The 22,930-nt window shown below is 63.6% G+C and carries 25 protein-coding genes and 1 tRNA gene; 16 read left to right on the top strand and 10 right to left on the bottom strand.

All coding sequences use genetic code 11. The features are described 5' to 3' along the window. Positions 1-56: 56 nt before the first annotated feature. The 4 genes from pgm to BH93_RS16365 all read left to right on the top strand — a co-directional run bounded on the left by pgm (position 57) and on the right by BH93_RS16365 (position 3,904). Positions 57-1,697, top strand: coding sequence for a phosphoglucomutase (alpha-D-glucose-1,6-bisphosphate-dependent) (pgm, locus tag BH93_RS16380; RefSeq protein ID WP_037174122.1), 1,641 nt, complete (start codon positions 57-59; stop codon positions 1,695-1,697). Positions 1,698-1,774: 77 nt separating this feature from the next. Beyond that, on the top strand, positions 1,775-2,932 hold the full coding sequence (locus BH93_RS16375; RefSeq protein ID WP_052065166.1) for an MFS transporter: 1,158 nt from the start codon (positions 1,775-1,777) through the stop codon (positions 2,930-2,932). Positions 2,933-2,957: 25 nt separating this feature from the next. Further along, complete coding sequence (locus tag BH93_RS16370) at positions 2,958-3,704, top strand: DsbA family protein (protein ID WP_032376954.1); 747 nt, start codon at positions 2,958-2,960, stop codon at positions 3,702-3,704. Between the two features lie 127 nt (positions 3,705-3,831). Then, a tRNA-Ala gene (locus BH93_RS16365) sits at positions 3,832-3,904 on the top strand. 83 nt (positions 3,905-3,987) lie between these two features. On the opposite strand, the gene BH93_RS16360 is transcribed toward BH93_RS16365, so the two are convergent. Next, a complete protein-coding gene (locus BH93_RS16360; RefSeq protein ID WP_037174447.1) occupies positions 3,988-4,332 on the bottom strand; it encodes a histone-like nucleoid-structuring protein Lsr2 in 345 nt (114 codons plus the stop codon). A 519-nt stretch (positions 4,333-4,851) separates the two neighbouring features. Between BH93_RS16360 and BH93_RS16355 the strand changes: the two genes are divergently transcribed. Continuing rightward, entirely contained in the window at positions 4,852-5,949 is a 1,098-nt protein-coding gene (locus tag BH93_RS16355; RefSeq protein WP_155290951.1) for an N-acetylmuramoyl-L-alanine amidase, read from the top strand. Positions 5,950-5,960: 11 nt separating this feature from the next. After that, a complete protein-coding gene (locus BH93_RS16350; RefSeq protein ID WP_037174119.1) occupies positions 5,961-7,019 on the top strand; it encodes a CobW family GTP-binding protein in 1,059 nt (352 codons plus the stop codon). Between the two features lie 5 nt (positions 7,020-7,024). Here the strand turns inward: BH93_RS16350 and BH93_RS16345 are convergent, their stop codons facing one another. The 3 genes from BH93_RS16345 to BH93_RS16335 are packed head-to-tail and all read right to left on the bottom strand — an operon-like array spanning position 7,025 to position 9,628. Further along, a complete protein-coding gene (locus BH93_RS16345; protein WP_032376956.1) occupies positions 7,025-7,438 on the bottom strand; it encodes a molybdenum cofactor biosynthesis protein MoaE in 414 nt (137 codons plus the stop codon). Next, complete coding sequence (gene moaCB / locus BH93_RS16340; RefSeq protein WP_037174114.1) at positions 7,431-8,450, bottom strand: bifunctional molybdenum cofactor biosynthesis protein MoaC/MoaB; 1,020 nt, start codon at positions 8,448-8,450, stop codon at positions 7,431-7,433. The genes BH93_RS16345 and moaCB overlap by 8 nt, the downstream gene beginning before the upstream one ends. After that, positions 8,438-9,628 (bottom strand): molybdopterin molybdotransferase MoeA, encoded by a 1,191-nt coding sequence (locus BH93_RS16335; protein ID WP_037174113.1) that lies wholly within the window; start codon positions 9,626-9,628, stop codon positions 8,438-8,440. The genes moaCB and BH93_RS16335 overlap by 13 nt, the downstream gene beginning before the upstream one ends. Positions 9,629-9,808: 180 nt before the next feature. Between BH93_RS16335 and moaA the strand changes: the two genes are divergently transcribed. Further along, positions 9,809-10,870, top strand: coding sequence for a GTP 3',8-cyclase MoaA (gene moaA / locus BH93_RS16330; RefSeq protein ID WP_052065165.1), 1,062 nt, complete (start codon positions 9,809-9,811; stop codon positions 10,868-10,870). Continuing rightward, positions 10,863-11,147, top strand: coding sequence for a MoaD/ThiS family protein (locus tag BH93_RS16325; protein ID WP_080739051.1), 285 nt, complete (start codon positions 10,863-10,865; stop codon positions 11,145-11,147). Before moaA ends, BH93_RS16325 begins: the two co-directional genes overlap by 8 nt. Before the next feature lie 34 nt (positions 11,148-11,181). Here the strand turns inward: BH93_RS16325 and nadE are convergent, their stop codons facing one another. After that, the gene (gene nadE / locus BH93_RS16320) at positions 11,182-12,027 is read right to left on the bottom strand and encodes an ammonia-dependent NAD(+) synthetase (RefSeq protein ID WP_037174112.1); all 846 of its coding nucleotides are present in this window, start codon (positions 12,025-12,027) and stop codon (positions 11,182-11,184) included. A 61-nt stretch (positions 12,028-12,088) separates the two neighbouring features. Between nadE and BH93_RS16315 the strand changes: the two genes are divergently transcribed. Continuing rightward, a complete protein-coding gene (locus BH93_RS16315; protein WP_037174111.1) occupies positions 12,089-12,877 on the top strand; it encodes a fructosamine kinase family protein in 789 nt (262 codons plus the stop codon). Between the two features lie 10 nt (positions 12,878-12,887). Here BH93_RS16315 and BH93_RS16310 read toward each other — a convergent pair whose 3' ends face one another. Continuing rightward, positions 12,888-13,487: a TetR/AcrR family transcriptional regulator gene (locus tag BH93_RS16310; protein ID WP_032376961.1), complete on the bottom strand. Its 600-nt coding sequence runs from the start codon at positions 13,485-13,487 to the stop codon at positions 12,888-12,890. A 105-nt stretch (positions 13,488-13,592) separates the two neighbouring features. On the opposite strand from BH93_RS16310, the gene BH93_RS16305 reads away from it, so the two are divergent. From BH93_RS16305 to nrdF, 7 genes are all read left to right on the top strand, one after another. Further along, positions 13,593-14,159 (top strand): NAD(P)H-dependent oxidoreductase, encoded by a 567-nt coding sequence (locus BH93_RS16305; protein WP_032378164.1) that lies wholly within the window; start codon positions 13,593-13,595, stop codon positions 14,157-14,159. 43 nt (positions 14,160-14,202) lie between these two features. Beyond that, on the top strand, positions 14,203-14,325 hold the full coding sequence (gene ykgO / locus BH93_RS16300) for a type B 50S ribosomal protein L36 (RefSeq protein ID WP_027496600.1): 123 nt from the start codon (positions 14,203-14,205) through the stop codon (positions 14,323-14,325). Between the two features lie 413 nt (positions 14,326-14,738). Next, positions 14,739-14,972 (top strand): redoxin NrdH, encoded by a 234-nt coding sequence (locus BH93_RS16295; protein ID WP_032376962.1) that lies wholly within the window; start codon positions 14,739-14,741, stop codon positions 14,970-14,972. Positions 14,973-14,996: 24 nt separating this feature from the next. Next, positions 14,997-15,458: a class Ib ribonucleoside-diphosphate reductase assembly flavoprotein NrdI gene (gene nrdI / locus BH93_RS16290; protein WP_032376963.1), complete on the top strand. Its 462-nt coding sequence runs from the start codon at positions 14,997-14,999 to the stop codon at positions 15,456-15,458. Positions 15,459-15,493: 35 nt separating this feature from the next. Further along, positions 15,494-17,659 (top strand): class 1b ribonucleoside-diphosphate reductase subunit alpha, encoded by a 2,166-nt coding sequence (gene nrdE / locus BH93_RS16285; protein WP_032376964.1) that lies wholly within the window; start codon positions 15,494-15,496, stop codon positions 17,657-17,659. A gap of 91 nt (positions 17,660-17,750) precedes the next feature. Further along, the gene (locus BH93_RS16280) at positions 17,751-18,845 is read left to right on the top strand and encodes a type IV toxin-antitoxin system AbiEi family antitoxin domain-containing protein (protein WP_037174107.1); all 1,095 of its coding nucleotides are present in this window, start codon (positions 17,751-17,753) and stop codon (positions 18,843-18,845) included. A 70-nt stretch (positions 18,846-18,915) separates the two neighbouring features. After that, positions 18,916-19,881: a class 1b ribonucleoside-diphosphate reductase subunit beta gene (gene nrdF / locus BH93_RS16275; RefSeq protein WP_008717549.1), complete on the top strand. Its 966-nt coding sequence runs from the start codon at positions 18,916-18,918 to the stop codon at positions 19,879-19,881. A gap of 24 nt (positions 19,882-19,905) precedes the next feature. Here nrdF and BH93_RS16270 read toward each other — a convergent pair whose 3' ends face one another. The 4 genes from BH93_RS16270 to BH93_RS16255 all read right to left on the bottom strand — a co-directional run bounded on the left by BH93_RS16270 (position 19,906) and on the right by BH93_RS16255 (position 22,700). Beyond that, the gene (locus BH93_RS16270; protein WP_037174104.1) at positions 19,906-20,103 is read right to left on the bottom strand and encodes a hypothetical protein; all 198 of its coding nucleotides are present in this window, start codon (positions 20,101-20,103) and stop codon (positions 19,906-19,908) included. A 3-nt stretch (positions 20,104-20,106) separates the two neighbouring features. Then, positions 20,107-21,024: an SPFH domain-containing protein gene (locus BH93_RS16265; RefSeq protein WP_037174099.1), complete on the bottom strand. Its 918-nt coding sequence runs from the start codon at positions 21,022-21,024 to the stop codon at positions 20,107-20,109. 112 nt (positions 21,025-21,136) lie between these two features. Then, positions 21,137-21,610 carry an NUDIX hydrolase gene (locus tag BH93_RS16260; protein WP_032376968.1) on the bottom strand — a complete coding sequence of 158 codons (474 nt, stop codon included), beginning with the start codon at positions 21,608-21,610 and terminating at the stop codon, positions 21,137-21,139. 4 nt (positions 21,611-21,614) lie between these two features. Beyond that, a complete protein-coding gene (locus BH93_RS16255; RefSeq protein ID WP_242458992.1) occupies positions 21,615-22,700 on the bottom strand; it encodes an iron-siderophore ABC transporter substrate-binding protein in 1,086 nt (361 codons plus the stop codon). Positions 22,701-22,930 lie beyond the last annotated feature (230 nt).

Below are 22,930 nucleotides of genomic sequence, written 5' to 3'. Positions count from 1 at the left end.
TCGAGGAGTTCGATTCATCGATCGAGTTCGGTTCGACCACAACGAGGAGGCGCATCGTGGCGCACGAGAGAGCTGGAACCACTGCACTGCCGGAGGATCTGGTTGATCTTTCGCAACTCGTGACGGCGTACTACTCGCGGGTTCCGGATGTGTCGGACCCGAGTCAGCAGGTGGTCTTCGGTACGTCCGGACACCGAGGGTCGAGCCTCGATTCGGCGTTCAACGAGGCCCACATCGTGGCGACGACGCAGGCGATCGTGGAGTACCGCGCTGCGCAAGGCATCACCGGGCCCCTGTTCATCGGCCGGGACACCCACGCGTTGTCGGAACCGGCCTGGACGACGGCTCTGGAAGTGTTGGCCGCCAACGACGTCGACGTACTGGTCGATTCGGGGGACCGGTACACGCCCACCCCTGCCGTCAGTCATGCCATCCTTCGCTACAACGAGTCGGGCCCGGCGGCGAAGGCCGACGGCATCGTGGTGACTCCGTCCCACAATCCGCCACGGGACGGCGGCTTCAAGTACAACCCTCCGCACGGCGGGCCGGCCGACAGCGACGCGACGTCGGTCATCGCAGCCCGCGCGAACGATCTTCTGCGCGAGGGTATCTCGGGCATCAAGCGCGTAACACTGGCGCAGGCCTTCGCGGGGAGCGTCTCGCGGTACGACTTCCTCGGCACCTACGTGGACGACCTGCCGAACGTCGTCGATCTCGATGCGATCCGCGCGGCCGGTGTTCGGATCGGTGCCGATCCGCTCGGCGGAGCCAGTGTCGACTACTGGGACGCCATCGCCGAGCGACACAACCTCGATCTGACCGTCGTCAATCCGTTGGTGGACGGCACGTTCCGCTTCATGACGCTCGACACCGACGGCAAGATCAGGATGGACTGCTCGTCGCCGAACGCGATGGCGTCGCTCATCGCTGCACGCGATCGATTCGACATTTCCACCGGCAACGATGCCGATTCCGATCGGCACGGCATCGTCACCCCCGACGGTGGCCTGATGAATCCCAATCACTACCTCGCCGTTGCCATCGACTACCTGTTCACTCATCGGCCCGGGTGGTCGCCCACGGCGGCGGTGGGCAAGACCCTCGTGAGCTCGTCGATGATCGACCGCGTGGTGGCCGGCCTCGGCCGCCGTCTGCTCGAGGTGCCGGTCGGATTCAAATGGTTCGTACCCGGCCTACTCGCCGGCGATCTCGGATTCGGCGGGGAAGAAAGCGCCGGGGCGTCGTTCCTCCGACACGACGGTCGCGTCTGGACCACCGACAAGGACGGCATCATCCTCGCGCTGCTGGCGTCGGAGATCACCGCAGTCACCGGATCCACGCCGTCCCAGCGTTACGGGGAGTTCACCGCGAAGTTCGGCGATCCCTCGTACGCCCGCGTCGACGCACTGGCCACGCGCGAGCAGAAGGCCGTTCTCGCCAAGCTCTCGCCCGACCAGATCACCGCAACCGAATTGGCAGGCGAACCGATCACGGCAACGCTGACCGAGGCTCCGGGCAACGGAGCTGCACTCGGTGGCCTGAAAGTGACGACGGAGAGCGCCTGGTTCGCTGCGCGCCCGTCCGGTACCGAGGACGTGTACAAGATCTACGCGGAGTCGTTCCATGGCAAGGAGCACCTCGCCGAGGTCCAAGATGCAGCACGTGAATTGGTGTCGTCCGCTCTCGAGAGCTCGTGACCGACTCGACCCAACCCGACCACGACAGCTCGGCCTCCGAGCCGGCATTCCAACCCGGAAGCAAACTCCCACCGGAGATCTGGGTACTGGTATCGGCGGCGTTCGTCATCGCCCTCGGATTCGGCATCGTTGCGCCTGCCCTGCCACAGTTCGCCCGAGAATTCGGTGTCGGATATACGGCCGCGTCGGCAGTGATCAGTGCTTTCGCTCTCATGCGGTTGCTGTTCGCACCGGCCAGTGGCGCTCTGGTTCAGCGGCTCGGCGAACGACCCGTGTACCTGATCGGACTGCTGATCGTCGCGGTGTCCACCGGCGCGTGCGCTCTGGCCCAGACGTACTGGCAGCTGCTGGTGTTTCGCGGACTCGGCGGAATCGGGTCGACGATGTTCTCGGTGTCGGCTCTCGGACTGCTGATCAGAATCAGTCCACCGACCAGTAGGGGCCGCATCTCCGGGCTGTATGCGACCGCATTCTTGTTGGGAACCATCTGTGGTCCACTCGTCGGCGGCGCGCTCGTCGGTTTCGGTCTGCGGGTGCCGTTCGTCATCTATGCCGTGGCTCTCGTGATCGCTGCCGCCGTCGTGTATTTCACCCTCGGCAACTCCGAGCTCGTCAAACCGGAGAAGGGCTCGGCACCGCCGACGATGTCGCTGCTCGCTGCTCTCCGAATCCCGTCTTATCGGGCCGCGTTGGCGTCGAATTTCGCCAACGGTTGGGCAGTGTTCGGTGTCCGGGTGGCGTTGGTGCCGTTGTTCGTCGTCGAGGCGATGCAGCGATCCGAGGTGTTCGTCGGTATTGCTCTGACCGTGTTCGCAGTGGGAAACGCTCTGGTTCTCACCAGTGCCGGTCGCCTGTCCGACGTACGCGGACGCAAACCCTTCATGCTGGCCGGGTTGGCGGTGTGCGGCCTGGGCACCGTCGTGATGGGGTATGTGCACGATCCGGTGTTGTTCCTCGTGGTGTCGTTGATCGCCGGAATCGGATCGGGCCTGATGAGTCCTGCCCAGCAGGCATCGGTCGCGGACGTGATCGGCTCGAAGGCGCGCGGAGGACCCGTACTGGCTGCCTTCCAGATGGCGTCCGACGTGGGTGCGGTGATCGGCCCGATCGTGGCCGGGATGATCGTGGAGCGGGTCTCGTTCGGCCCGGCTTTCGCCGTGACCGGTGCGCTGCTTCTGGTGGCCGGACTCTGGTGGTCTCGCGTACCCGACACCCTCGAGCGCGAGCGCACCTGACACGCACATCCGTAGTATTCGCTCTGTGAGCCAGAAGAAGACATCGAGTACGAAACACACGCCACAGGCGACGTCCAACACAGTGACCTATGTATTGGGCGGTATCGCATTCTTGGTGGTGGTGATAGTCGTCGTGGTTGCGATCATGTGGCAGAGCGGAAGCGACGCCCCACGCAACGACGGCTACGGAACCGTGAAGAATCCCGAGGTCGAATTGTCGTTGCCAGGTGACGGCGTGGTGCAGCTGGCGCGTCCGGGAGCGCAGCGTGTGATCGATGTCTACGAGGATCCGATGTGCCCGTTCTGCGGCGATCTCGAAGAGAAGCACGGCCAGGAGTTGGCTCAGAAAATCGACGATGGCGTTGTCTCGGTGAATTACCACCTGGTCAATTTTCTCGATCCGTCGTCGGCCTCGGGTGACTATTCGACGCGTGCCGTCGCGGCGTCCCACTGTGTGGCAGCGACGGAGAACGCCCGGGTCTACTCCGCTTTTCACGGCGGGTTGTTCGACTCCGAATTCCGCCCGGTCGAAGGCGCGGACTCGGACAGAACCGATGCGGAACTAGCGGAGCTCGCTCGTTCCTCCGGAGCGAGCGAGCTGGCAACGGAGTGCATTGCCAGCGGAACCGAACGAGATGCCGCGGTGGCGGACGCTAACACCGGACGCGACGCTCTGGCGGCGTCGGGAGCGCGCGGGACGCCGGGGGTACTGGTCGACGGACAGGTTGTCGACGCGCTCGGTGACTCGGAATGGCTGGCCTCGATCAACTGATCCACTCCCGTGGGTGCGGCCGGTGGTCGAGTTCTCGGTACCGGCCGGACCAGGTGATTTGTTGCTGTTGCGACCGATGGTGTAACTTCGTTCGAGCAACCGCATGAGCGGTCGCACGCAGTAACTCGGGGCTATGGCGCAGCTGGTAGCGCACCACACTGGCAGTGTGGGGGTCAGGGGTTCGAGTCCCCTTAGCTCCACCGAGATAGTCTGTTCAGGAAACGAAAAAGCGCCGCTCTAGAGCGGCGCTTTTTCTTGTTTCGGTGCTGTAGGTCAGCGGTGACTAGTGGGCTGCGTCGAAGGCCTGCTCGACCTCGGCGGGAATTCTGCCTCGCGCGGAGATATTGTGGCCGTTCGCCTTGGCCCATTCTCGGATGGCTTTGGTCTGATTGGCGTCGCGCTTCGCACCGGTTGCAGAGGCACTCGACTTCTTCGTCCGCTTTCCACCGACCTTGGTGGAGTGTTCGATGTAATAGTCGAGCTTGCGATGAAATTCCTTGGCGTTCTTGTCACTCAGGTCGATTTCGTAGCTGACCCCGTTGACCGAATAGGTTATGTGTTCGCCACCGGATTCGATCGGTTTTTCGTCGATGTCGTCGACCAATTGCACATAGACTTTTCTGGCCATGCTGAAGCTCTCCAATGGTGCAGGGGATGATGCGGGGATGTCCAGATCGAACTGAGACGACTATACGGCCGAACAATGTGCTTATCCACGCGGGCCGGGGAATTGTTACGCGATTCGCAGAATTGTCGGGAATCGGATCGGGCGGTCGCCGAAACGCAGAGGTATATGCGAGAACATTGTCCCGATACGACGTCGGTCCTTATCGAAATCAAAGACAGACTGGCCGGTTCGTAGGCGCTTTTCCATCCCCGAGTCGGTTCGTGGTGGTTCGAGTGGGGGAGCCGCCGTATCGATGTACGACGTGGCGACGCGTTCGCAACGGATCGATTACGGAACGCACTCATTTCACTAACGAAAGATCATCCGAGGCGCGTCGATGACGACATCTGGTTCACTTGAGGCGCAAGTGTCTGCTGTTTCGTGTGTGTCCCGTGGTGTCGGCGACTCGCTCCGATCAGCGCAACCGAGGGGCCGAGAGGGGAGTAGCGCCACCAGTCACTCCGGTGCGCTCGAGAGCATATGAAATCTGCACGAATCACCAGGTCGGCAACAGCGGCTCTGATATGCGCGGGAATGCTCGGTGCGGGTGTGATCGTCGCCGCTCCTGCCATGGCTGCCCCGTCCACCCCGTCACCGTCGACTACCGGTAGCGAGTTGTCGGGTAAGACGGTTTTCCTCGACCCGGGTCACCAGGGCACGGCACATTCGGAGAACCTGCAGCGTCAGGTGGACGACGGACGCGGCGGGACGAAGGATTGCCAGACCACCGGAATGACCACCGTGGACGGCGTGCCCGAACACACGATCAACTGGAAAGTCAGCGAACTCGTTCGGTCCAGTCTGGAGAGCCTGGGTGCCACGGTGAAGACGAGCCGTGCCGACGACTCGGGGTGGGGCGGATGCGTCGACGACAGGGCGCGTGCAGCGAGCGAGTCCGGAGCCGACGTCGCGGTGAGTATTCACGCGGACTCCACGAGCACGGCAACCGATACCGGTAAGCACGGATTTCATCTGATAGTGCCCACGTTGCCGATTCCGAACGCAGCGGCCGACGCAGCCCAGTCCGAAGGAGGACGTTCGGCGTCGAAGCTGATGCGAGACTCGTACGTTCGGGCCGGCTTCGCCCCGGCGAACTACGCAGGCGTGGACGAGGGAATCCAGGAGCGCTCGGATGTGGCCGGGCCGGCATTGACCACTGTCCCTCTGGTGTTCGTCGAAATGGGCAACGGATCCAACCCCGACGACGCGGCCCTTCTCGAGAGCTCGGACGGTCAGTTGAAGCACGCGATCGCAATTTCGACCGGAGTGATCGACTATTTGCTCGGTGCCGAGACTCCGTCCACCCCGGCCGCGGAGAATGCGACCGCCCCGACGACGACTGCAGCCGCCCCTGCTGCGAAGACGACCGACACCGCTGCGCCCAGCACGTCCTCGACCACCGGAACGAAGACCGCTGTGGAGGGCCGTAGCGCGCTCTCGCGATTGCTCGAAAGCGTCTCGCCGTACATCGAGACGTTCGGAGTGGACGGTTTGAAGGGGCTCGCGACCCCGGAGAACGTCGGCAGTGTGTCCACTTTCGCGCAAGGCCTGCTGAAACAGATTCTCGCTGCCCGGTAGTCTCGGACGCCGTGACGCGTCGAAAAATTCCGGTGGTGATAGTCGCGGGCTTCCTCGGCGCGGGCAAGACGACTCTGCTCAATCACCTGTTGCGTAACGATGCGGGGATCCGAATCGGCGTCGTGGTCAACGATTTCGGAGCGATCAACGTCGACTCCATGCTCGTGGCGGGACAGGTCGACTCGATGGTCTCCCTCGGCAACGGATGCATCTGTTGCGCGGTGGACATCAGCGACATGGACGCGATGTTCGACGCCCTCGCGCATCGCCGTTCGGCGATCGATGTCATCGTGGTGGAAGCCAGTGGCCTCGCCGAACCTCGCAATCTGATCCGAATGGTCCGAGGCAGCGAGAACGAGTTCATCGTCTACGGCGGGCTCGTAGGGGTGGTCGACGCGGTGGAATTTCCGCAGACCCGCGTACTGCATCCCGAGATCGACCAGCATCTGCAGTTGGCAGATCTGGTGGTGTTGAACAAGTCGGATGCGGTCTCGGAGTCCGGCCGCTCCGCGGTCGTGTCCACCGTGCGGTCCATCGTGGGGGACGTCCCCGTCGTCCCTGTCGCGTTCGGTCGAGTGGATCCGCTGCTGCTGTTCGACCGTCGGGACGACCTTTCCGTCGAATCGGCGATCCCCGTTCAGTTGTCGTTCGACGAGCTCCTACGGGAGAACCACAGCGACGACGACCACAGTGGCGACGATCATGAGCATCACCTGCATGCCCAGTACTCGCACACCGAGTTCGTCAGCACCGAACCCATCGAACCGCGACGAATGGTCGAGTTTCTGGAGAATCCCACCGGAAACCTCTACCGCATCAAAGGTGTCGTGCATTTCGCCGTACCGGGCTATTCGCAGAAGTTCGTCGTGCACACCGTTGGTCGGCACATTCGGTTCGAGGCGACGTCGTGGGCGCGCGGTGAGGCCGAACAGACATCATTGGTGCTGATCGGCACCGACCTCGATGCAGCGGCCGTCGAGAAACGACTACGCGCGTGCGTGCGTGCGCCCAACGAGCACTGCGATGCGTCGTCGATGCTCCTCGTCCACCGCTACCTGGACGCCGGGTAGAACTCCTACAGTCCGACCCACTCGGTGCGTCCGCCCTCGAATCCCTGCCGCTTCCAGATCGGAACCTCGGCCTTGATGCGTTCGACCAATCGCGCGCAGGCCTCGAACGCTTCCGCGCGATGGGCCGATCCGACGGCTGCCACGAGCGCGAGGTCTCCGACGCGCAAGTCTCCGACGCGATGTACCGCAGCGACCTCGAGGCCGGTCTCGGCGGAGACCTCGGAGCAGCATCGGTTCAAGAAACGTTCGGCGTCGGGATGGGCGCGGTATTCGAGAGTTTCCACTGCCTGGCCACCATCGTGGTCGCGAACTATCCCGCTGAACAGAACGACTGCACCGTGGCGTGAATCCTGTACGGCTGCCTCCACTTCGGCGGTGCTCAACGGTTCACTGGAAATTCGTGCGACGAGTTCACTCATCGTGGGGTCCTCCTCCGGCGATCTGGGCCAAGACGTGGTCGAGTAGTGGATCGAGAACCGCGAGACCGTCCTTGACGCCCCCCGGCGAGCCCGGCAGATTGACTGTCAGCGTGCGGCCGATGAGCCCCGAAACGCCTCGGCTGAGCACCGCGTGTGGCGTCGCGGACGTTCCGCGGGTGCGGATCGCGTCGGCGATCCCCGGCATGTCGATGTCCAGCAGAGCTGCCGTTGCCTCGGGAGTCGCATCGGTGGGGGATACGCCGGTGCCTCCGGTGCTGACGATCAACGACGGTTCGCCGCGCAACGCGTCCTGCAGGCCCGCTGCTATGTCGGCGTCGGCGTACACCAGCGGACCGCGCACGGTGAAGCCTCGATCGGTCAACCAGGACGCGATGGTGGGGCCGGTGGTGTCCGGTCGAGTACCGTTCGCGCCGCCGGTGGAGGCCACCAGCACCACTGCGGATCGCGTCGTGTCGAGCGTCGGGGCGGCCTCGGTGGCGGGAGTGACCGGTTCCCCGTCTCGCTGCCAATAGCCATGCTTGCCACCGTCTTTGGTGATCAGTCGGACGCCGTTCATCGTGGCACCCGGGTCGACGGCCTTGACCATGTCGTGCAGCGTCAATCCGGCGACCGCGACCGCAGTCAGGGCCTCCATCTCCACCCCGGTGCGTCCGGTGGTGCGCGCCGTGGCCTCGACCGTGATGGACGAGTCGGTGAAACCGAACGAGATCTTCACCGACGAGAGTGCGAGCTGATGGCACAGCGGGATCAACTCCGACGTCCGCTTCGCCGCCGAGATGCCCGCGATGCGCGCAGTGGCGAGTACATCGGCCTTGGGCATGTCGTCCGCGCGCACGAGCGCGATGACCTCGGCAGTGGTGACGAACTCACCGGCGGCGACGGCCGTGCGCGAGGTCTCCTTCTTGTGTGCCACATCGACCATGCGAGCGCGGCCCTGATCGTCGAGATGAGACAGGTGGGTGTGCGGGGCGTCGGTGGTCACAGCGGCCATACCTCCACGTGGGATCCTTCGGCGAGTTCGGTTGTCTCGGAGTCGATGTCGATCAGAACGTCGGCCCATGCCAGCGCCGCGACCAGATGGGAGCCCGGGCCTGCCACGAGCTGTACCCGGCCGTCGTCACGCAATCGGCCACGGAGAAGCTGTCGACGGCCCGGCGGTGACACGATGGATTCGTGCAAGATCGCTGTGCTCGCAAGCACCGGTGGAAGACCGGCTGCTCGCCGAACTATGTTGCGCGCGAACATGATGTACGACACAACTGTGCTGACGGGGTTGCCGGGGAAGCTGAGCACAGGAATACCGTCGAACAAGGTCATGCCCTGCGGCCCGCCCGGCTGCATGCGGACCGACCCGAAGGTGCCGCCGAGCGGCCGGAGGACGTCCTTGACCACCTCGAAGTCGCCCATCGAGACGCCGCCGGACGTGATGACCAGTTCCGCCGATCGTGTTGCCTCGTCGAGGACCTCGCGAAATCGCCCCGGGTCGTCGGAGCTACGCGTAACCGCAATCACTTCCGCGCCACTGGCCCGCAGATGCGCCGCGAGAGTGATGCCGTTCGAGTCGTAGATCTGGCCGGGAGTGAGAGTCGACCCGGCATCGACCAGTTCCGCACCGGTGGTCACGACGGCGACGCGAGGGCGCGAACGCACGGCGACCTCGGCAAAACCGACAGCTGCGAGAACGGAGATGTGTCGGGGTTCGAGTACTCGCCCGGCCTCGACCAGAACTGTTCCGACGCGTACGTCGCTTCCCTGTTCACGAACGAATTCGCCTGCGCCGCGGCCTCGTTCGATCGTCACCGAACCTTCCGACGGTATCGTGGTGTCTTCGACGGGGACGATGGTGTCGGCCCCGTCGGGAATGGGTGCGCCGGTCATGATCTTCGCCGCGCTACCTGCAGCGAGAACTGCCAGTTCCGTAGGTCCTGCGGCGATGATCGTCGAGACCTCCAGCGTCACCGGGGTCGTGGTGACGGAACGAGAATCGACTGCGTAGCCGTCCATCTGCGAATTTCGGAACAGCGGTAGGTCGACCGGCGACCGCACATCCTCGAACGAGACTCGTCCCAGGGCCTCGGCCAGGGGGATTCGCTGCGCCGTTCTGGTGCCCAGCGCCGCGAGAAGAGTCTCGACCGCGGCGGCGTGCTCCTCGACGGATACGGCGCTCACTGCGCTGGTCCGGTGATCGCGCGCTTGTGCTCAGCAGTCATGGGTGCCAATCCTAAGCACGCCGACAACGCCGGCGAGTGTGGGCTGCGGCATACTGGGTAGACACGTCTGCGACAGGCATGATCGAGATCGACGAAGGTGAGGTACGAGGTGACGGTGGACAGTGTCACCTCGCTGGGCATTCCGGTGTTCGGCGGTGCTGCTCCGACCGATCGGTCGGAGCAGGTGAATTCCGTGGCGGATCGGCCGGATGTACCCCATCTGATCGACCGCTTCGGCCGAGTCGCGCGCGACTTGCGTATCTCCATCACCGAGAAGTGCTCGTTGCGGTGCACCTACTGCATGCCGGAGGAAGGGCTTCCGGCCATTCCTGCCGCGAACCTGCTCACGCCGGCCGAGATCGCGCGCGTGGTATCGGTGTCCGTTCGGCTGCTGGGTATACGCGACGTGCGGTTCACCGGTGGCGAGCCCCTCATGCGCCGCGACCTCGACGAGATTCTGCGACTGTGCTCCGATGCCGCGGCAGGTGTTCCTCTGTCGATGACCACCAACGCTGTGGGCCTGGAGCATCGGGCCGCGGCATTGGCCGATGCCGGGCTCACCCGGGTCAACGTGTCCCTGGATTCGGTCGACCGCGAAGATTTCGCGCGGCTGACCCGGCGCGACCGACTGCCCTCGGTGCTGGCCGGCATCCGAGCGGCGAAGCGAGCGGGCATCGGTCCGGTGAAGATCAATGCAGTTCTGATGCGTGACACGCTGTCCGGCGCGGTCGATCTACTGCGCTGGTGTCTCGACGAGGGGGTGGCCCTCCGCTTCATCGAGCAGATGCCTCTCGATGCCGACCACGAGTGGGCTCGCGCGAACATGATCGACGCCCAGACCTTGCTCGACGAGCTGTCCACCGAGTTCGACCTGCGTGAGGTGGGGCGCGCCGATCCGTCGGCACCGGCGGAGGAATGGAGCGTCGACGGCACCGACGCCACCGTCGGAATCATCGCGTCGGTGACGCGCTCGTTCTGCGGGGATTGCGACCGCACGAGAGTGACCGCCGAAGGAACCATTCGGTCCTGCCTGTTCAGCGACGACGAGACCGATCTGCGCGCGGCGCTGCGGGGCGGTGCTACCGACGACGAGTTGGCCGCCGTGTGGCGTGGCGCGATGTGGAACAAATGGGCCGGACACGGTATCGACGCCGAGGGTTTCGTGCCGCCGACCCGCAGTATGGGAGCGATCGGTGGTTGACGTGCAGTCGAACGGGGACACGGGGACCTCGACCGAAGTCGAAGTGCGGTACTTCGCCGCAGCGGTCGACGCGTCGGGGTGCGACTCGGAGTACGTCACCGTGCCCGTCGGAGCCACTCTCGCAGACCTGCGAGAGGTGATCCGGTCCCGGCACGGCGCACCGATGGACCCGATCCTGCGAGTGTCGGCCTATCTCGTCGGAGACGATCTCACGCGCGATCTGGGCCGTGCGATCGGCAGCAGGGTCGACGTGCTGCCGCCGTTCGCGGGCGGCTGATCGTCGGGTTCGGCTCGGCGTCCGATCGCCCGGCTCAGTGGGAGCTCCTCCACCAGTCGTCGAACGGCGTCACCGGCACCGCACGCTTGTGACGGGTCGCCATGAACATCTTCTCCAGCTTGTCGGCGACGTCGTCGGTCACGTCCTTGCCCTCGAGATAGTCGTCGATCTGCTCGTACGTCAGGCCGAGTGCCTCCTCGTCCGGCAGTGCAGGACGATCGTCCTCGAGGTCTGCAGTGGGGACTTTTCGCCACGTGCTCTCCGGTGCACCGAGTTCACGGAGCAGAGCGGCACCCTGACGCTTGCTCAGGCCTGTGAGCGGAGTCAGGTCGACACCGCCGTCACCGAATTTGGTGAAGAACCCGGTGACGGCCTCGGCAGCGTGGTCGGTACCGACCACGACGTAGCCGAGTTCTCCGGCGATGGCGTACTGCGCGACCATGCGCTGGCGAGCTTTGATGTTGCCCCGAACGAAATCGCGGACCTCGGTGGTGCCCAATGCTTCTGCCGTGGCGGCCGCCGACGCGTCGGCAGCAGCCTTGATGTTGACCGTCACGGTTCGATCGGGGTCGATGAACCGCAGCGCGATCGACGCATCGTCCTCGTCGGCCTGTACGCCGTAGGGGAGTCGAACGGCGACGAACTCGGCCTCGTGGCCGTCGGCTCGCAGCTCCGTCACGGCTTGTTGGGCGAGCTTGCCGGTGAGTGTGCTGTCCTGTCCGCCACTGATACCGAGCACGAAGCCCGTTGCAGGGGTCGACGACAGGTAATCCTTGAGGAAATCCACCCTCCGGCGAACCTCCGTGACCGGATCGATGGTCGATTGCACTGCCAGCTCACGCGTGATGCTCGTGCGCACTTCCGAGTTGATGAATCCCATCAGCTCATACTAATGACGTCGGCAGGGCTGCGGCCGTGCGCACACGCCGTGCGTAGGGTCGATCTTCGTGAGTGGACCCTCCGATACGTTCGTCAAACGAAACCCCCAGGCGCATCCCGACTTCTTTGCCGCCGAGGCAACCGGGCTCCACTGGCTCGGCGAGGCGGGCTCGCCCGTTGTCCGAGTCCTCGGGCACGGGCCGACGCACATCGAACTCGAGCGCCTGATCGCGGCGCGTCCCACGCTGCCTGCGGCAAGAAGATTCGGTCGAGTGTTGGCGCGAATGCACAACGGTGGAGCTGCCGGATTCGGGGCACCGCCGGTCGGCTCCGACGGTGCGCCGTTCCCCGGCCGATTGTTCATCGGGGCTCGGCCCATGAGCAATGCGGTGCACCGAGCGTGGGGTGAGTTCTACGCAGGCGAACGGGTACTGCCGTTTCTCCGAATCGCCGTCGACGCGGGCAACGTGACGCCTACCGAGGCTGCCACCGTCGAATCGGCATGCCGACGCGTTGCGAGCGGCGATTTCGACGATGCGGAGCCGCCGAGCCGAATTCACGGAGATCTGTGGAGCGGCAACGTGTTCTGGACCGAGGCGGGCGTGGTGATGATCGACCCGGCTGCGCACGGCGGGCACCGTGAGACCGATCTGGCGATGTTGGCGCTCTTCGGGTGCCCGTTCCTGGATGGCGTCGTAGACGGGTACGAGACGGTACATCCGCTGCGGGCAGGGTGGCGAGAGCGGATTCCACTTCACCAATTGCACCCACTCGCCGTCCATGCAGCGGGGCACGGCCGCTCCTACGGTGTGGCGTTGCACACCGCGGCCGTGGCGGTCGAGAACATCTGAGTCGGGCGAGCTACCGAGGGCGAGTTGCTCTGCGTACCAAGTCTTCCCAGCCGTCGGCCAACCGGTCCATCGGCATTCCGAGATCGCGGTACTGGTGTAGTACCAGAGTGGCTTCGAGTGGTGTGAGCAGCCAGTGCGTCAGCAGTGGGAGATCCCCGTCCACACCGGCTGCGCGGAGCAGCGAGAGGACGTGAGTGAAGTTGACCATGTGCGCCGGAGCGGAGTAACGCGCGTCTGCCGATGTCTCGGCAGCGCGCAACACCTCGCCCTGAACGTTGACGAATTCGAGCCGAGCCCGGCCGAAGGCGACGAGTCGGTCGATCGGATCGGCACCTGGACCGAGTGGTGGATCGCCGAACATGAACGAGCGTTGCAACTTCTGCTCGGTGTGATCGAGAAGGGCTCGCATCAGCCCAGCGCGGTTGCCGAAACGGCGGAACACGGTGCCTTTGCCCACTCCGGCCTTGGTCGCCACCGCGTCCATGGTGATGGCGTCGGCTCCGATGGTCGCCACCAGATCCGCCGCGGCGTCGAGCAACAGCCGACGGTTGCGTGCTGCGTCGCATCGTTCGGAGTCCTCACCCGCAATGGGCAGCATCGGGCCGGTCACGGGGTTCAGCCTACCCTGCCGGGGAACATAAGTGGACCATGGTCCGTTTGGATGGTATGAATTGACGTGACGATCACGTCATCCGAACTTTCGAAGGAAGATCTCATGTCAGACGCTCACGTACTCGTTCTCGTCGGAAGCCTGCGCGCCGAATCGGTGAACAAGCAGATTGCCGAGACCGCTGTCACCGTGGCACCCGCCGGTGCCGAGATCGTGGTCTACGACGGACTCGGAGATGTCCCCTTCTACAACGAGGATATCGACGTCGAAGGTTCCGTGCCTGCTGCCGCGCTCGCTCTGCGGGCTGCTGCCGAGAAGGCGTCGGCCCTGCTGCTGGTCACGCCCGAATACAACGGCACCATTCCTGCCGTGCTGAAGAACGCCATCGACTGGCTCTCGCGTCCCTACGGTGCGGGTGCCATGGTCGGCAAGCCGGTCGTCGTGATCAGCGCATCGCCCAGTGGCAACGGTGCCAAATGGGCGCACGAGGACACGAGCAAGGCCGTTCGCATCGCCGGTGGGTCGGTGCTCGAGGATGTCCAACTCTCCATCGGCGGCACCATGGACAAGTTCGGCTCGGCTCACCCGAGCGAGAACGCCGAGGTGTCCGGAGAGATCGGACACGTCGTGGCCGAGTTGGTCAAGGCCTCGAACGACCTCGTGAGCGCTTGATCCCTTTATGGTATCGGTAATCGTTTTCATGTAGAGTGGGCTCATGAAAGTGAGAAACTCTCTGAAATCGCTCAAGAACAAGCCCGGTGCGCAGGTGGTCCGCCGCCATGGGGTGGTGTTCGTGATCAACAAGAAAGAACCGCGATTCAAGGCGCGTCAACGCTGACGGTCGCGCATACGACGACAACGGCTCCCCGGATCTGTTCCGAGGGGCCGTTCTCGTGTGTAAGGGGAGCGGTCGCCGTAGGGGGACGTCACTGTCGGTGCGACGGCGGGTAGTGACCGATGACACCCGCGATATGTGACCTGCGACACGCCGAGGTGACGCGCCGATCATCCGCCGGCAACGCCGTGACCAGCGAATACCAAGCATGTTGTTCGCAACATCTCGTGTTGTAGTCAGATGTCGGACACTAGGTGTAGTGTTTGTCCGACCGAGAGGCCACAACTCGAAGAACCAGCGAAAGCGGGTTCGAGCAGGTCGAAGTCGCCCTGAGCGGGAGATGTTCTCGGTGCCGTACGCAGAGCACATCGGTCGCCATCGGTGCACCCGATGGCGACAACGGAAAGAGGGACACCATGAGCATCACCGTTTACACCAAGCCCGCCTGCGTTCAGTGCAATGCCACCTACCGCGCTCTCGACAAAGCCGGCATCGAGTACTCGGTCGTCGACATCTCGCAGGACCCGGAGGCGCGTGATTACGTCATGGCTCTCGGCTACCTGCAGGCTCCTGTCGTCGTCGCCGGTGACGATCACTGGTCCGGCTTCCGTCCGGATCGCATCAAGACCCTCGCAGTGAACGCTGCTTGAACAGAACGAGAAAGTGAGTGAGCGGTGAGTTCGCAACCGCAGTCTTCCCACTCACTGGTGTATTTCTCCAGCGCATCCGAGAACACGCATCGCTTCGTCTCGAAGCTGGACATCCCCGCAACGCGCATTCCGCTCCGTGATCCCGACGGGACGTTTCGAGTCCATTCCCCCTACGTTCTCGTCGTTCCGACGTACGGGGGAGGGACCACCTACGCCGGGCGAGATACCAACTATGTCCCCAAGCGTGTGATCAAGTTCCTCAACGACGAGCACAACCGATCGTTGATACGAGCGGTCATCGCTGCCGGAAACACCAATTTCGGTGATTCGTTCTGCTTTGCCGGAGATGTCATTTCGCAGAAATGTGCGGTTCCGTATCTGTACCGATTCGAGTTGATGGGCACCCCCGAGGACGTAGTGCGAGTCCGCGAGGGACTGGAGGACTTCTGGGAACGTGAAGTCCGCCGCGCCGCCCACACGCACTAGAGCACCACCCACCACATACCAGTAGGAGCATCGCCGTGGCACCGACCATCACCGACGCAGCACCCGCGCCCGCAACCATTCGCGGCGACGGCGACATGGACTACCACGCCCTCAACGCGATGCTCAATCTCTACGGCCCCAACGGCGAGATCCAGTTCGAGAAGGACCGCGAGGCTGCCAATCAGTACTTCCTGCAGCACGTCAACCAGAACACCGTGTTCTTCCACGACCTGGACGAGAAGCTGGACTACCTGGTCGAGGAGAACTACTACGAGCCCGAGGTTCTCGATCAGTACTCACGTGAGTTCGTCAAGTTCCTGATCAATCACGCGTACTCGAAGAAGTTCCGATTCCCCACGTTCCTCGGTGCGTTCAAGTACTACACCTCGTACACGCTCAAGACGTTCGACGGCAAGCGCTACCTCGAACGCTTCGAGGACCGCGTGTGCATGGTGGCGCTGACGCTCGCAGCCGGTGACGAAGCCCTGGCCACCGATCTCGTGGACGAGATCATCGCCGGCCGTTTCCAGCCCGCGACGCCCACCTTCCTCAACTCCGGCAAGAAGCAGCGCGGTGAGCCCGTCTCGTGCTTCCTGCTACGCATCGAAGACAACATGGAGTCCATCGGCCGCTCCATCAACTCTGCTCTGCAGCTGTCCAAGCGCGGCGGCGGAGTTGCCTTGCTGCTGAGCAACATTCGCGAGGCCGGCGCGCCGATCAAGCGCATCGAGAACCAGTCCTCGGGTGTCATCCCGATCATGAAGCTGCTCGAGGACTCGTTCTCGTACGCCAACCAGCTCGGTGCCCGCCAGGGCGCGGGCGCGGTGTACTTGCACGCGCATCATCCCGACGTCTACAAGTTCCTCGACACCAAGCGTGAGAACGCGGACGAGAAGATCCGCATCAAGACGCTGTCCCTCGGAATCGTCATCCCCGACATCACGTTCGAGCTGGCGAAGAAGAACGAGGACATGTACCTGTTCTCGCCGTACGACGTGGAGCGCATCTACGGAGTGCCGTTCGCCGACATCGACGTCTCCGAGAAGTACTACGAGATGGTCGACGACAAGAGGATTCGTAAGACCAAGATCAAGTCGCGTGAGTTCTTCCAGACTCTCGCCGAGCTGCAGTTCGAGTCCGGCTACCCGTACATCATGTACGAGGACACCGTCAATCGCGCGAACCCGGTCAAGGGCAAGATCACTCACTCCAACCTGTGCTCGGAGATTCTCCAGGTCTCGACGCCGTCGACGTTCAACGACGACCTCTCGTACAGCCATGTCGGCAAGGACATCTCGTGCAACCTGGGCTCGCTGAACATCGCGAAGACGATGGATTCACCCGATTTCGGTAAGACCATCGCCGTCGCCATCCGCGGTCTGACTGCGGTCTCGGACCAGACGCACATCTTCTCCGTGCCGTCGATCGAGCAGGGCAACAACGATTCTCACGCGATCGGCCTCGGGCAGATGAATCTGCACGGCTACCTCGCCCGTGAGCGCATCCACTACGGCTCCACCGAGGGAATCGATTTCACCAACATCTACTTCTACACCGTGCTGTTCCACGCGATTCAGGCGTCGAACCAGCTGGCGAAGGCGCGTGGCCAGTACTTCAAGGGCTTCCCGGATTCCAAGTACGCGTCGGGTGAGTTCTTCGACAAGTACACCGACCAGGTCTGGGAACCCGCTACGCCCAAGGTCGCGAAGTTGTTCGCCGACTCCGACGTCACCATTCCGACGCAGGCCGACTGGTCCGCGCTGAAGGCGTCGGTGCAGGAGTACGGAATCTACAACCAGAACCTGCAGGCCGTTCCGCCGACCGGATCCATCTCGTACATCAACAACTCCACCTCGTCGATTCACCCGGTGGCGTCGAAGATCGAGATTCGCAAGGAAGGCAAGATCGGCCGCGTCTACTACCCGGCACCGTACCTCGACAACGACAACCTGGATTACTACCAGGATGCGTACGAGATCGGGTACGAGAAGATCATCGACACCTACGCTGCCGCAACACAACACGTCGATCAGGGCCTGTCGTTGACGCTGTTCTTCAAGGACACCGCCACCACTCGCGACATCAACCGCGCGCAGATCTACGCATGGCGCAAGGGCATCAAGACGCTGTACTACATCCGTCTACGTCAGATGGCCCTCGAGGGCACCGAGGTCGAGGGTTGCGTCTCCTGCATGCTGTAGGGCTTTGCCCTCGTGCGCGTTTTGCGTAGCTGGAGCTACGCAAAACGCGCACGAGCAGAAGTGTCGTACCTGCTGGGCATGATGACCGTCCATGGAACATGGTCGGGGGGACGGTCGAGAACTACAGGTTCTGATCGACACGCAGTGGGGGCTGTTCACACAGTCGCAGGTCACGGAGTTGGGATACAGCCGAAATCGCGTTCGCGCACTGGTGGACAGTGGAGCGTGGATCGCTGTTCTCAGAGGCGTCTACTCGATCTTCACCGGGCCGTTGACGCGGGAGCGGACCCTGATGGCAGCGCTTCTCTACGGAGGTGGACACGCAATGCTCAGCCACCGATCCGCTGCCGAGGAGTGGGGTTTCTGCGAACCGGACCCCGCCGCGGCGGTCCATGTCACCGTGCCGTACGGCAAGTCCGCGTGCAATCAACGGCCGACCGTACGCTCGGTCCCCACGGTCGGGACGAGGCTGGTGGCGGGAATCGGGTCGTCCTTGCATCCCGGAGTGGTGGTGCATCGTTCTCGCGCCCACCGGCACATCGGAGTACCGGGGGACATGCCGCGGACGACCTTGGTGGACACCGCACTCGATCTCGCGGTCTCGGAGCCTACGCCCGAGCGGGCTTTTCACAGCTTGGTGTCCTCGGTGACCCAACGACGAATTCGACTCACCGACGTTCGGGAGCAGATCGCCGTCCGACGGCCGTACAGATATCTCTCGACGCTGACGGAAGCCATCGACCTGCTCGCGAACGGAGTTCAATCGATCCTCGAACTCGAATACGCGACGAACGTCGAAGCAGCCCACGGGCTTCCGACTGCGGAGCGGCAGAGCGCAATACAGGTCGATGGGCGGACACTCTACGAGGACGTCGTGCATCGGGTCGGATCTCGCACGGTGACCGTGCGCCTCGACGGACGCCGCTTCCATTCGATGCGCGAGGTCGCATTTCGGGATCGGCGACGGGACAACGCGGCGGAGCTCGCTGGGCGAGCACGGCTGGTCTTCGGATACGAGGAAGTGAGCAGTGACCCCTGCGGTGTGGCGAGAGACGTCGCTCGGGTGCTGCAGCGTGAGGGCTGGGATGGCGAACCGACGTCGTGCGCGCTTTGCGTAGCTGAAGCTACGCAAAACACGCACGACACAGATCTTGTGTTAGCGATTGATGTCCGACACAACGGGTAGTGTTCGTGTCAGCGACTTTTCACGTAGCTTCGTCCCCACTTCTCGCTCATCGACCTGTAGGTAGGCACCCATGGTAAAGCTCATCGATCGTGTCTCCGCGATCAACTGGAATCGGGTCCAGGACGACAAGGACTCCGAAGTCTGGGAGCGTCTCACCAGTAATTTCTGGCTGCCCGAGAAGGTGCCGGTGTCCAACGATATCCCGTCGTGGGCAACTCTGACCGCCGTCGAGAAGCAGTTGACGATGCGCGTGTTCACCGGATTGACGCTGCTGGACACCATCCAGGGCACCGTCGGTGCCGTCAGTCTCATTCCCGACGCGATCACTCCCCACGAGGAGGCGGTGTACACCAACATCGCGTTCATGGAGTCGGTGCACGCGAAGAGCTACAGCTCCATCTTCTCGACCCTCAGCTCCACCCGCGACATCGACGATGCGTTCCGCTGGTCCGAGGAGAACGTCAATCTTCAGCGCAAGGCCGAGATCGTGCTGAACTTTTACCACGGTGACGATCCGCTCAAGCGGAAAGTAGCCTCGACACTGCTCGAGTCGTTCCTGTTCTACTCCGGGTTCTACCTGCCGATGTACTGGTCCTCGCGGGCCAAGCTCACCAACACCGCGGACCTGATCCGGCTGATCATCCGTGACGAGGCCGTGCACGGGTACTACATCGGATACAAGTACCAGAAGGGCCTCGAGAAGGTCAGCGAGGCTCAGCGCGAGGAGCTCAAGAACTACACGTTCGAGTTGCTGTTCGAGTTGTACGACAACGAGGTCGAGTACACCCAGGACCTCTACGACGAGATCGGTCTGACCGAGGACGTCAAGAAGTTCCTGCGCTACAACGCCAACAAGGCACTGAACAACCTCGGCTACGAGGGTCTGTTCCCCAAGGACGAGACGGATGTGAACCCGGCGATTCTGTCGGCACTGTCCCCGAACGCCGACGAGAACCACGACTTCTTCTCGGGTTCGGGCTCCTCGTACGTCATCGGCAAGGCCGTCAACACCGAAGACGAGGACTGGGACTTCTAGAGGCCCCTTCGCGCGCCGCGCCGCTCACTCTTTCGGTGGGCGGCCCGGCGCGCGAATGTCTTTGGCTTCCTTGGGCATTCGACCCTGATCGCGCAGTGCCCTTCGTAATAGGAACTCGATCTGAGCGTTGGTGCTCCGGAGTTCGTCGGAAGCCCAGCGGGCGAGGGCGTCGTGTACCGCCGGGTCCAGCCGAAGCAGTATTTTCTTACGCTCGACGGTCATGGCTCACTGGTACAGCGATCCGGTATTGACGACGGGTTGCGTGTCGCGGTCGCTGCACAGCACGACGAGCAGATTCGACACCATGGTCGCCTTCCGCTCCTCGTCGAGTTCGACCACGTGCTTCTCCTCGAGCTTCGACAGCGCCATCTCCACCATGCCGACCGCGCCTTCGACGATCTGCTGACGCGCCGCGATGACCGCTCCCGCCTGCTGTCGCCGCAGCATGGCCTGCGCGATCTCCGGGGCATAGGCAAGACGGTTGATTCGGGTCTCGATCACCTCCACGCCTGCCGACCGCACCCGCGCGTGCACCTCCTCCGACATCGCAGCGGTGATTTCGTCGGCGTTCTCTCGCAACGACATTCGGCCTTCGGCGTCGTACGGGTAGCTGCCGGCGATGTGACGGACGGCCGATTCGGTCTGGACGGCGACGAACTCCTCGTAGTCGTCGACCTGGAACGATGCCAGGGCCGTATCGGCAACTTGCCAGACCACGATGGCGGAGATCTCGATCGGATTGCCGTCGGCGTCGTTGACCTTCGACTGGCCCGTCTCGTGGTTGCGGATTCGCGTCGAGATGGCCCTGCGGTACGTCAACGGATTGGTCCAGCGCAGCCCGGGTGTTCGCAGGGTGCCGCTGTACGAACTGCCGAGCAGCTGAAGGACGCGAGCCTGATTGGGTTGCACCAGAGTCAGTCCCATGAGCGCAGGCAGAGAGAGCATGAACAGTACGACCCCGGCCACGATGAGTCCGACGACCGTGAACACGAGTCCGAGTACGAACGCGGCGATTCCGCCGAGAAACAGCGCGAGACCGATGCCGAGCATCGACCAGCCGGGCAGATCCCAACCGGTGCGCTCGGCGATGGTCGTGGTCGGTGTACCCGTCGGCTTCTCGGCGACGGTAGCGGGTGCGGACATGAGAACCTCCCTCTCGATGTTGATACTAAAGTGATATCACATTATCGATCGAAAGGGCACGGTTCGGTGGAGCTGTTGTCTTCGGTGCGGTGTCCTCGGTGCGGTGGGGGAGTCAGCGCCTGAACCACGCCGACGGGTCGTCGGCGATTGCTTTCTCGATTCGCAATCGTGAAGTGGCCGTGAGGTTGTCGGGTAGCCCGTCGAGCGCGAACCAGGCGACGTCGAGATTCTCGTCGTCGGCGACATGTGGGGTGCCTCCGATGTAGCGGGCGAGGAACGTGATGTCCAGGTACTGCGCGACGTCGCCGTTGGGGTAGGTGATCGGCTCCGTCACGTCGACACTCGTCAGTCGCACGATCGTGGCTTCCACGCCGGTCTCCTCGCGGATCTCCCGAAGCGCAGCCGGTGCAGGTTCTTCGCCGGGCTCGAGGATTCCGGAGACCACGGCCCAGGTGTTGTTGTCTGCTCGCAGAGTCAGCAGCACTCGACGGTCGTCGTCGAGAACGACCGCACTGACACCGGACAACCACAGCGGTGACGTACCGACGACGCTGCGGAGCGCTTGCACGAATTCCGGAATGGGCATTGCGTCAGGACACGTAAGCGTTCAGGGAAGCGGACAGATCGGCCAGGATGGCGCGCGCCGCCACAACTCCACTGCCGGACCAGACCGTGTCGTTCACCGCGAACACTCGCCCGTCGGTGACCGAGCCGAGAGCGTGCCATGCGTCGCTGTCCATTACCTCGCGGCCGAAGGTCTCGCCATCGGGGCCGGCGAATCGCACGTAGACGATGTCGCCTTCGATCGAATCGAGGTTGTCCGACGCCACGGAGAAATCGGCATCGCGCTGGCTTTGCGGTCGCGCGACACCCACCTCGGCGAGCACCTGGCCGGCAAAGGAGTTCGGACCGTCCACCTCGATGGTGTCCGCGCCGAACCGGATGACCGACGCCTGCGTCTGAGTGGAGTCGATTTCACGGCCGACCCGCTCGGCATCCGCTGAGAACGATGCGAGCTGATCGAAACCGGCCTGCCCCCGACCCAATGCTGCCGCGGCCTGCAGAAACGTGTCCTTCCAGCCCTGACCGGTCCCGGTGAACACGGTCGGCGCGATGGCGTTCAGGGAGTCGTAGGTTTCGGCACCGAGAGAATCGGCACCGAGGATGAGATCGGGGTCGAGCGCGGCGATCGCTCCGAGGTCGGGAGCTCCGACCGGGCCGACCGACGGAACGGACGCCAAGCCCGTACCCAGGTACAACGGTTGGTCTCCGTCTCCCCGGAAGTCGGGGTCGAGTGTCGCCGCGCCGACGACGCGTTCCCAGATCCCGACCGCGCAGCTGGCGTCGACGCCTGCCGCGTCGAGAACGACGATGCGCTGTGGGTCCGCAGGGATGGCGCTGATTCCCTCGGCGTGCCCGACGGGGCGGGTATCGCCTTCGACTCCGGTCCGGTCCAGTGGGGCCAGTGCCGGACACAGTCCTACGGTGTCCCGGTTGTTACCGACCACCCCCGCTCCGGCGATGTTCGTCGTACTGCGAACGATGGTGGAGGCGTCGTCCTGTGCCTCGGAATCGGAACAGCCGACCAACGTCACAGCCGCGGCAAGGCATGCCGCAACGACAGCGCCGGTCCTGCGCGGTGCACACGAACGGGGGACTCGCAGATGGAGTGGCAACGCGGAACTTCCTTCGACGGGTCGGGTGGTCTCACACAGTATCGGAAGGCCGTTCTGTCAGAACACTCGAACGGGCACCGGCGAGGCCACGGAATCGACCGCGTTCGCACCACGTCCGCTGCGGCGGAAAGGCCCCCAGCGCAGGCAGATCGCTCGATCCGGGCGATGTCGAATCAGCCCAATACGACACACGGTAGGACCGGTTCGGCAAGTGCCGGTCCGACGGTCTA

It is taken from the genome of Rhodococcoides fascians A25f, from assembly GCF_000760935.2.
Taxonomy (GTDB): Bacteria; Actinomycetota; Actinomycetes; order Mycobacteriales; family Mycobacteriaceae; genus Rhodococcoides.
This window is presented reverse-complemented; position numbering and strand designations above follow the sequence as displayed.

Coding starts and splice junctions, on each gene's coding strand:
- BH93_RS16360 (WP_037174447.1), bottom strand. CDS start 4,332: ATGGCCAGAAAAGTCTATGTGCAATTGGTCGACGACATCGACGAAAAA.
- BH93_RS16355 (WP_155290951.1), top strand. CDS start 4,852: ATGAAATCTGCACGAATCACCAGGTCGGCAACAGCGGCTCTGATATGC.
- BH93_RS16345 (WP_032376956.1), bottom strand. CDS start 7,438: ATGAGTGAACTCGTCGCACGAATTTCCAGTGAACCGTTGAGCACCGCC.
- moaCB (WP_037174114.1), bottom strand. CDS start 8,450: ATGGCCGCTGTGACCACCGACGCCCCGCACACCCACCTGTCTCATCTC.
- nadE (WP_037174112.1), bottom strand. CDS start 12,027: ATGGGATTCATCAACTCGGAAGTGCGCACGAGCATCACGCGTGAGCTG.
- BH93_RS16305 (WP_032378164.1), top strand. CDS start 13,593: ATGTCAGACGCTCACGTACTCGTTCTCGTCGGAAGCCTGCGCGCCGAA.
- ykgO (WP_027496600.1), top strand. CDS start 14,203: ATGAAAGTGAGAAACTCTCTGAAATCGCTCAAGAACAAGCCCGGTGCG.
- BH93_RS16295 (WP_032376962.1), top strand. CDS start 14,739: ATGAGCATCACCGTTTACACCAAGCCCGCCTGCGTTCAGTGCAATGCC.
- BH93_RS16280 (WP_037174107.1), top strand. CDS start 17,751: ATGGAACATGGTCGGGGGGACGGTCGAGAACTACAGGTTCTGATCGAC.
- nrdF (WP_008717549.1), top strand. CDS start 18,916: ATGGTAAAGCTCATCGATCGTGTCTCCGCGATCAACTGGAATCGGGTC.
- BH93_RS16270 (WP_037174104.1), bottom strand. CDS start 20,103: ATGACCGTCGAGCGTAAGAAAATACTGCTTCGGCTGGACCCGGCGGTA.
- BH93_RS16265 (WP_037174099.1), bottom strand. CDS start 21,024: ATGTCCGCACCCGCTACCGTCGCCGAGAAGCCGACGGGTACACCGACC.
- BH93_RS16260 (WP_032376968.1), bottom strand. CDS start 21,610: ATGCCCATTCCGGAATTCGTGCAAGCGCTCCGCAGCGTCGTCGGTACG.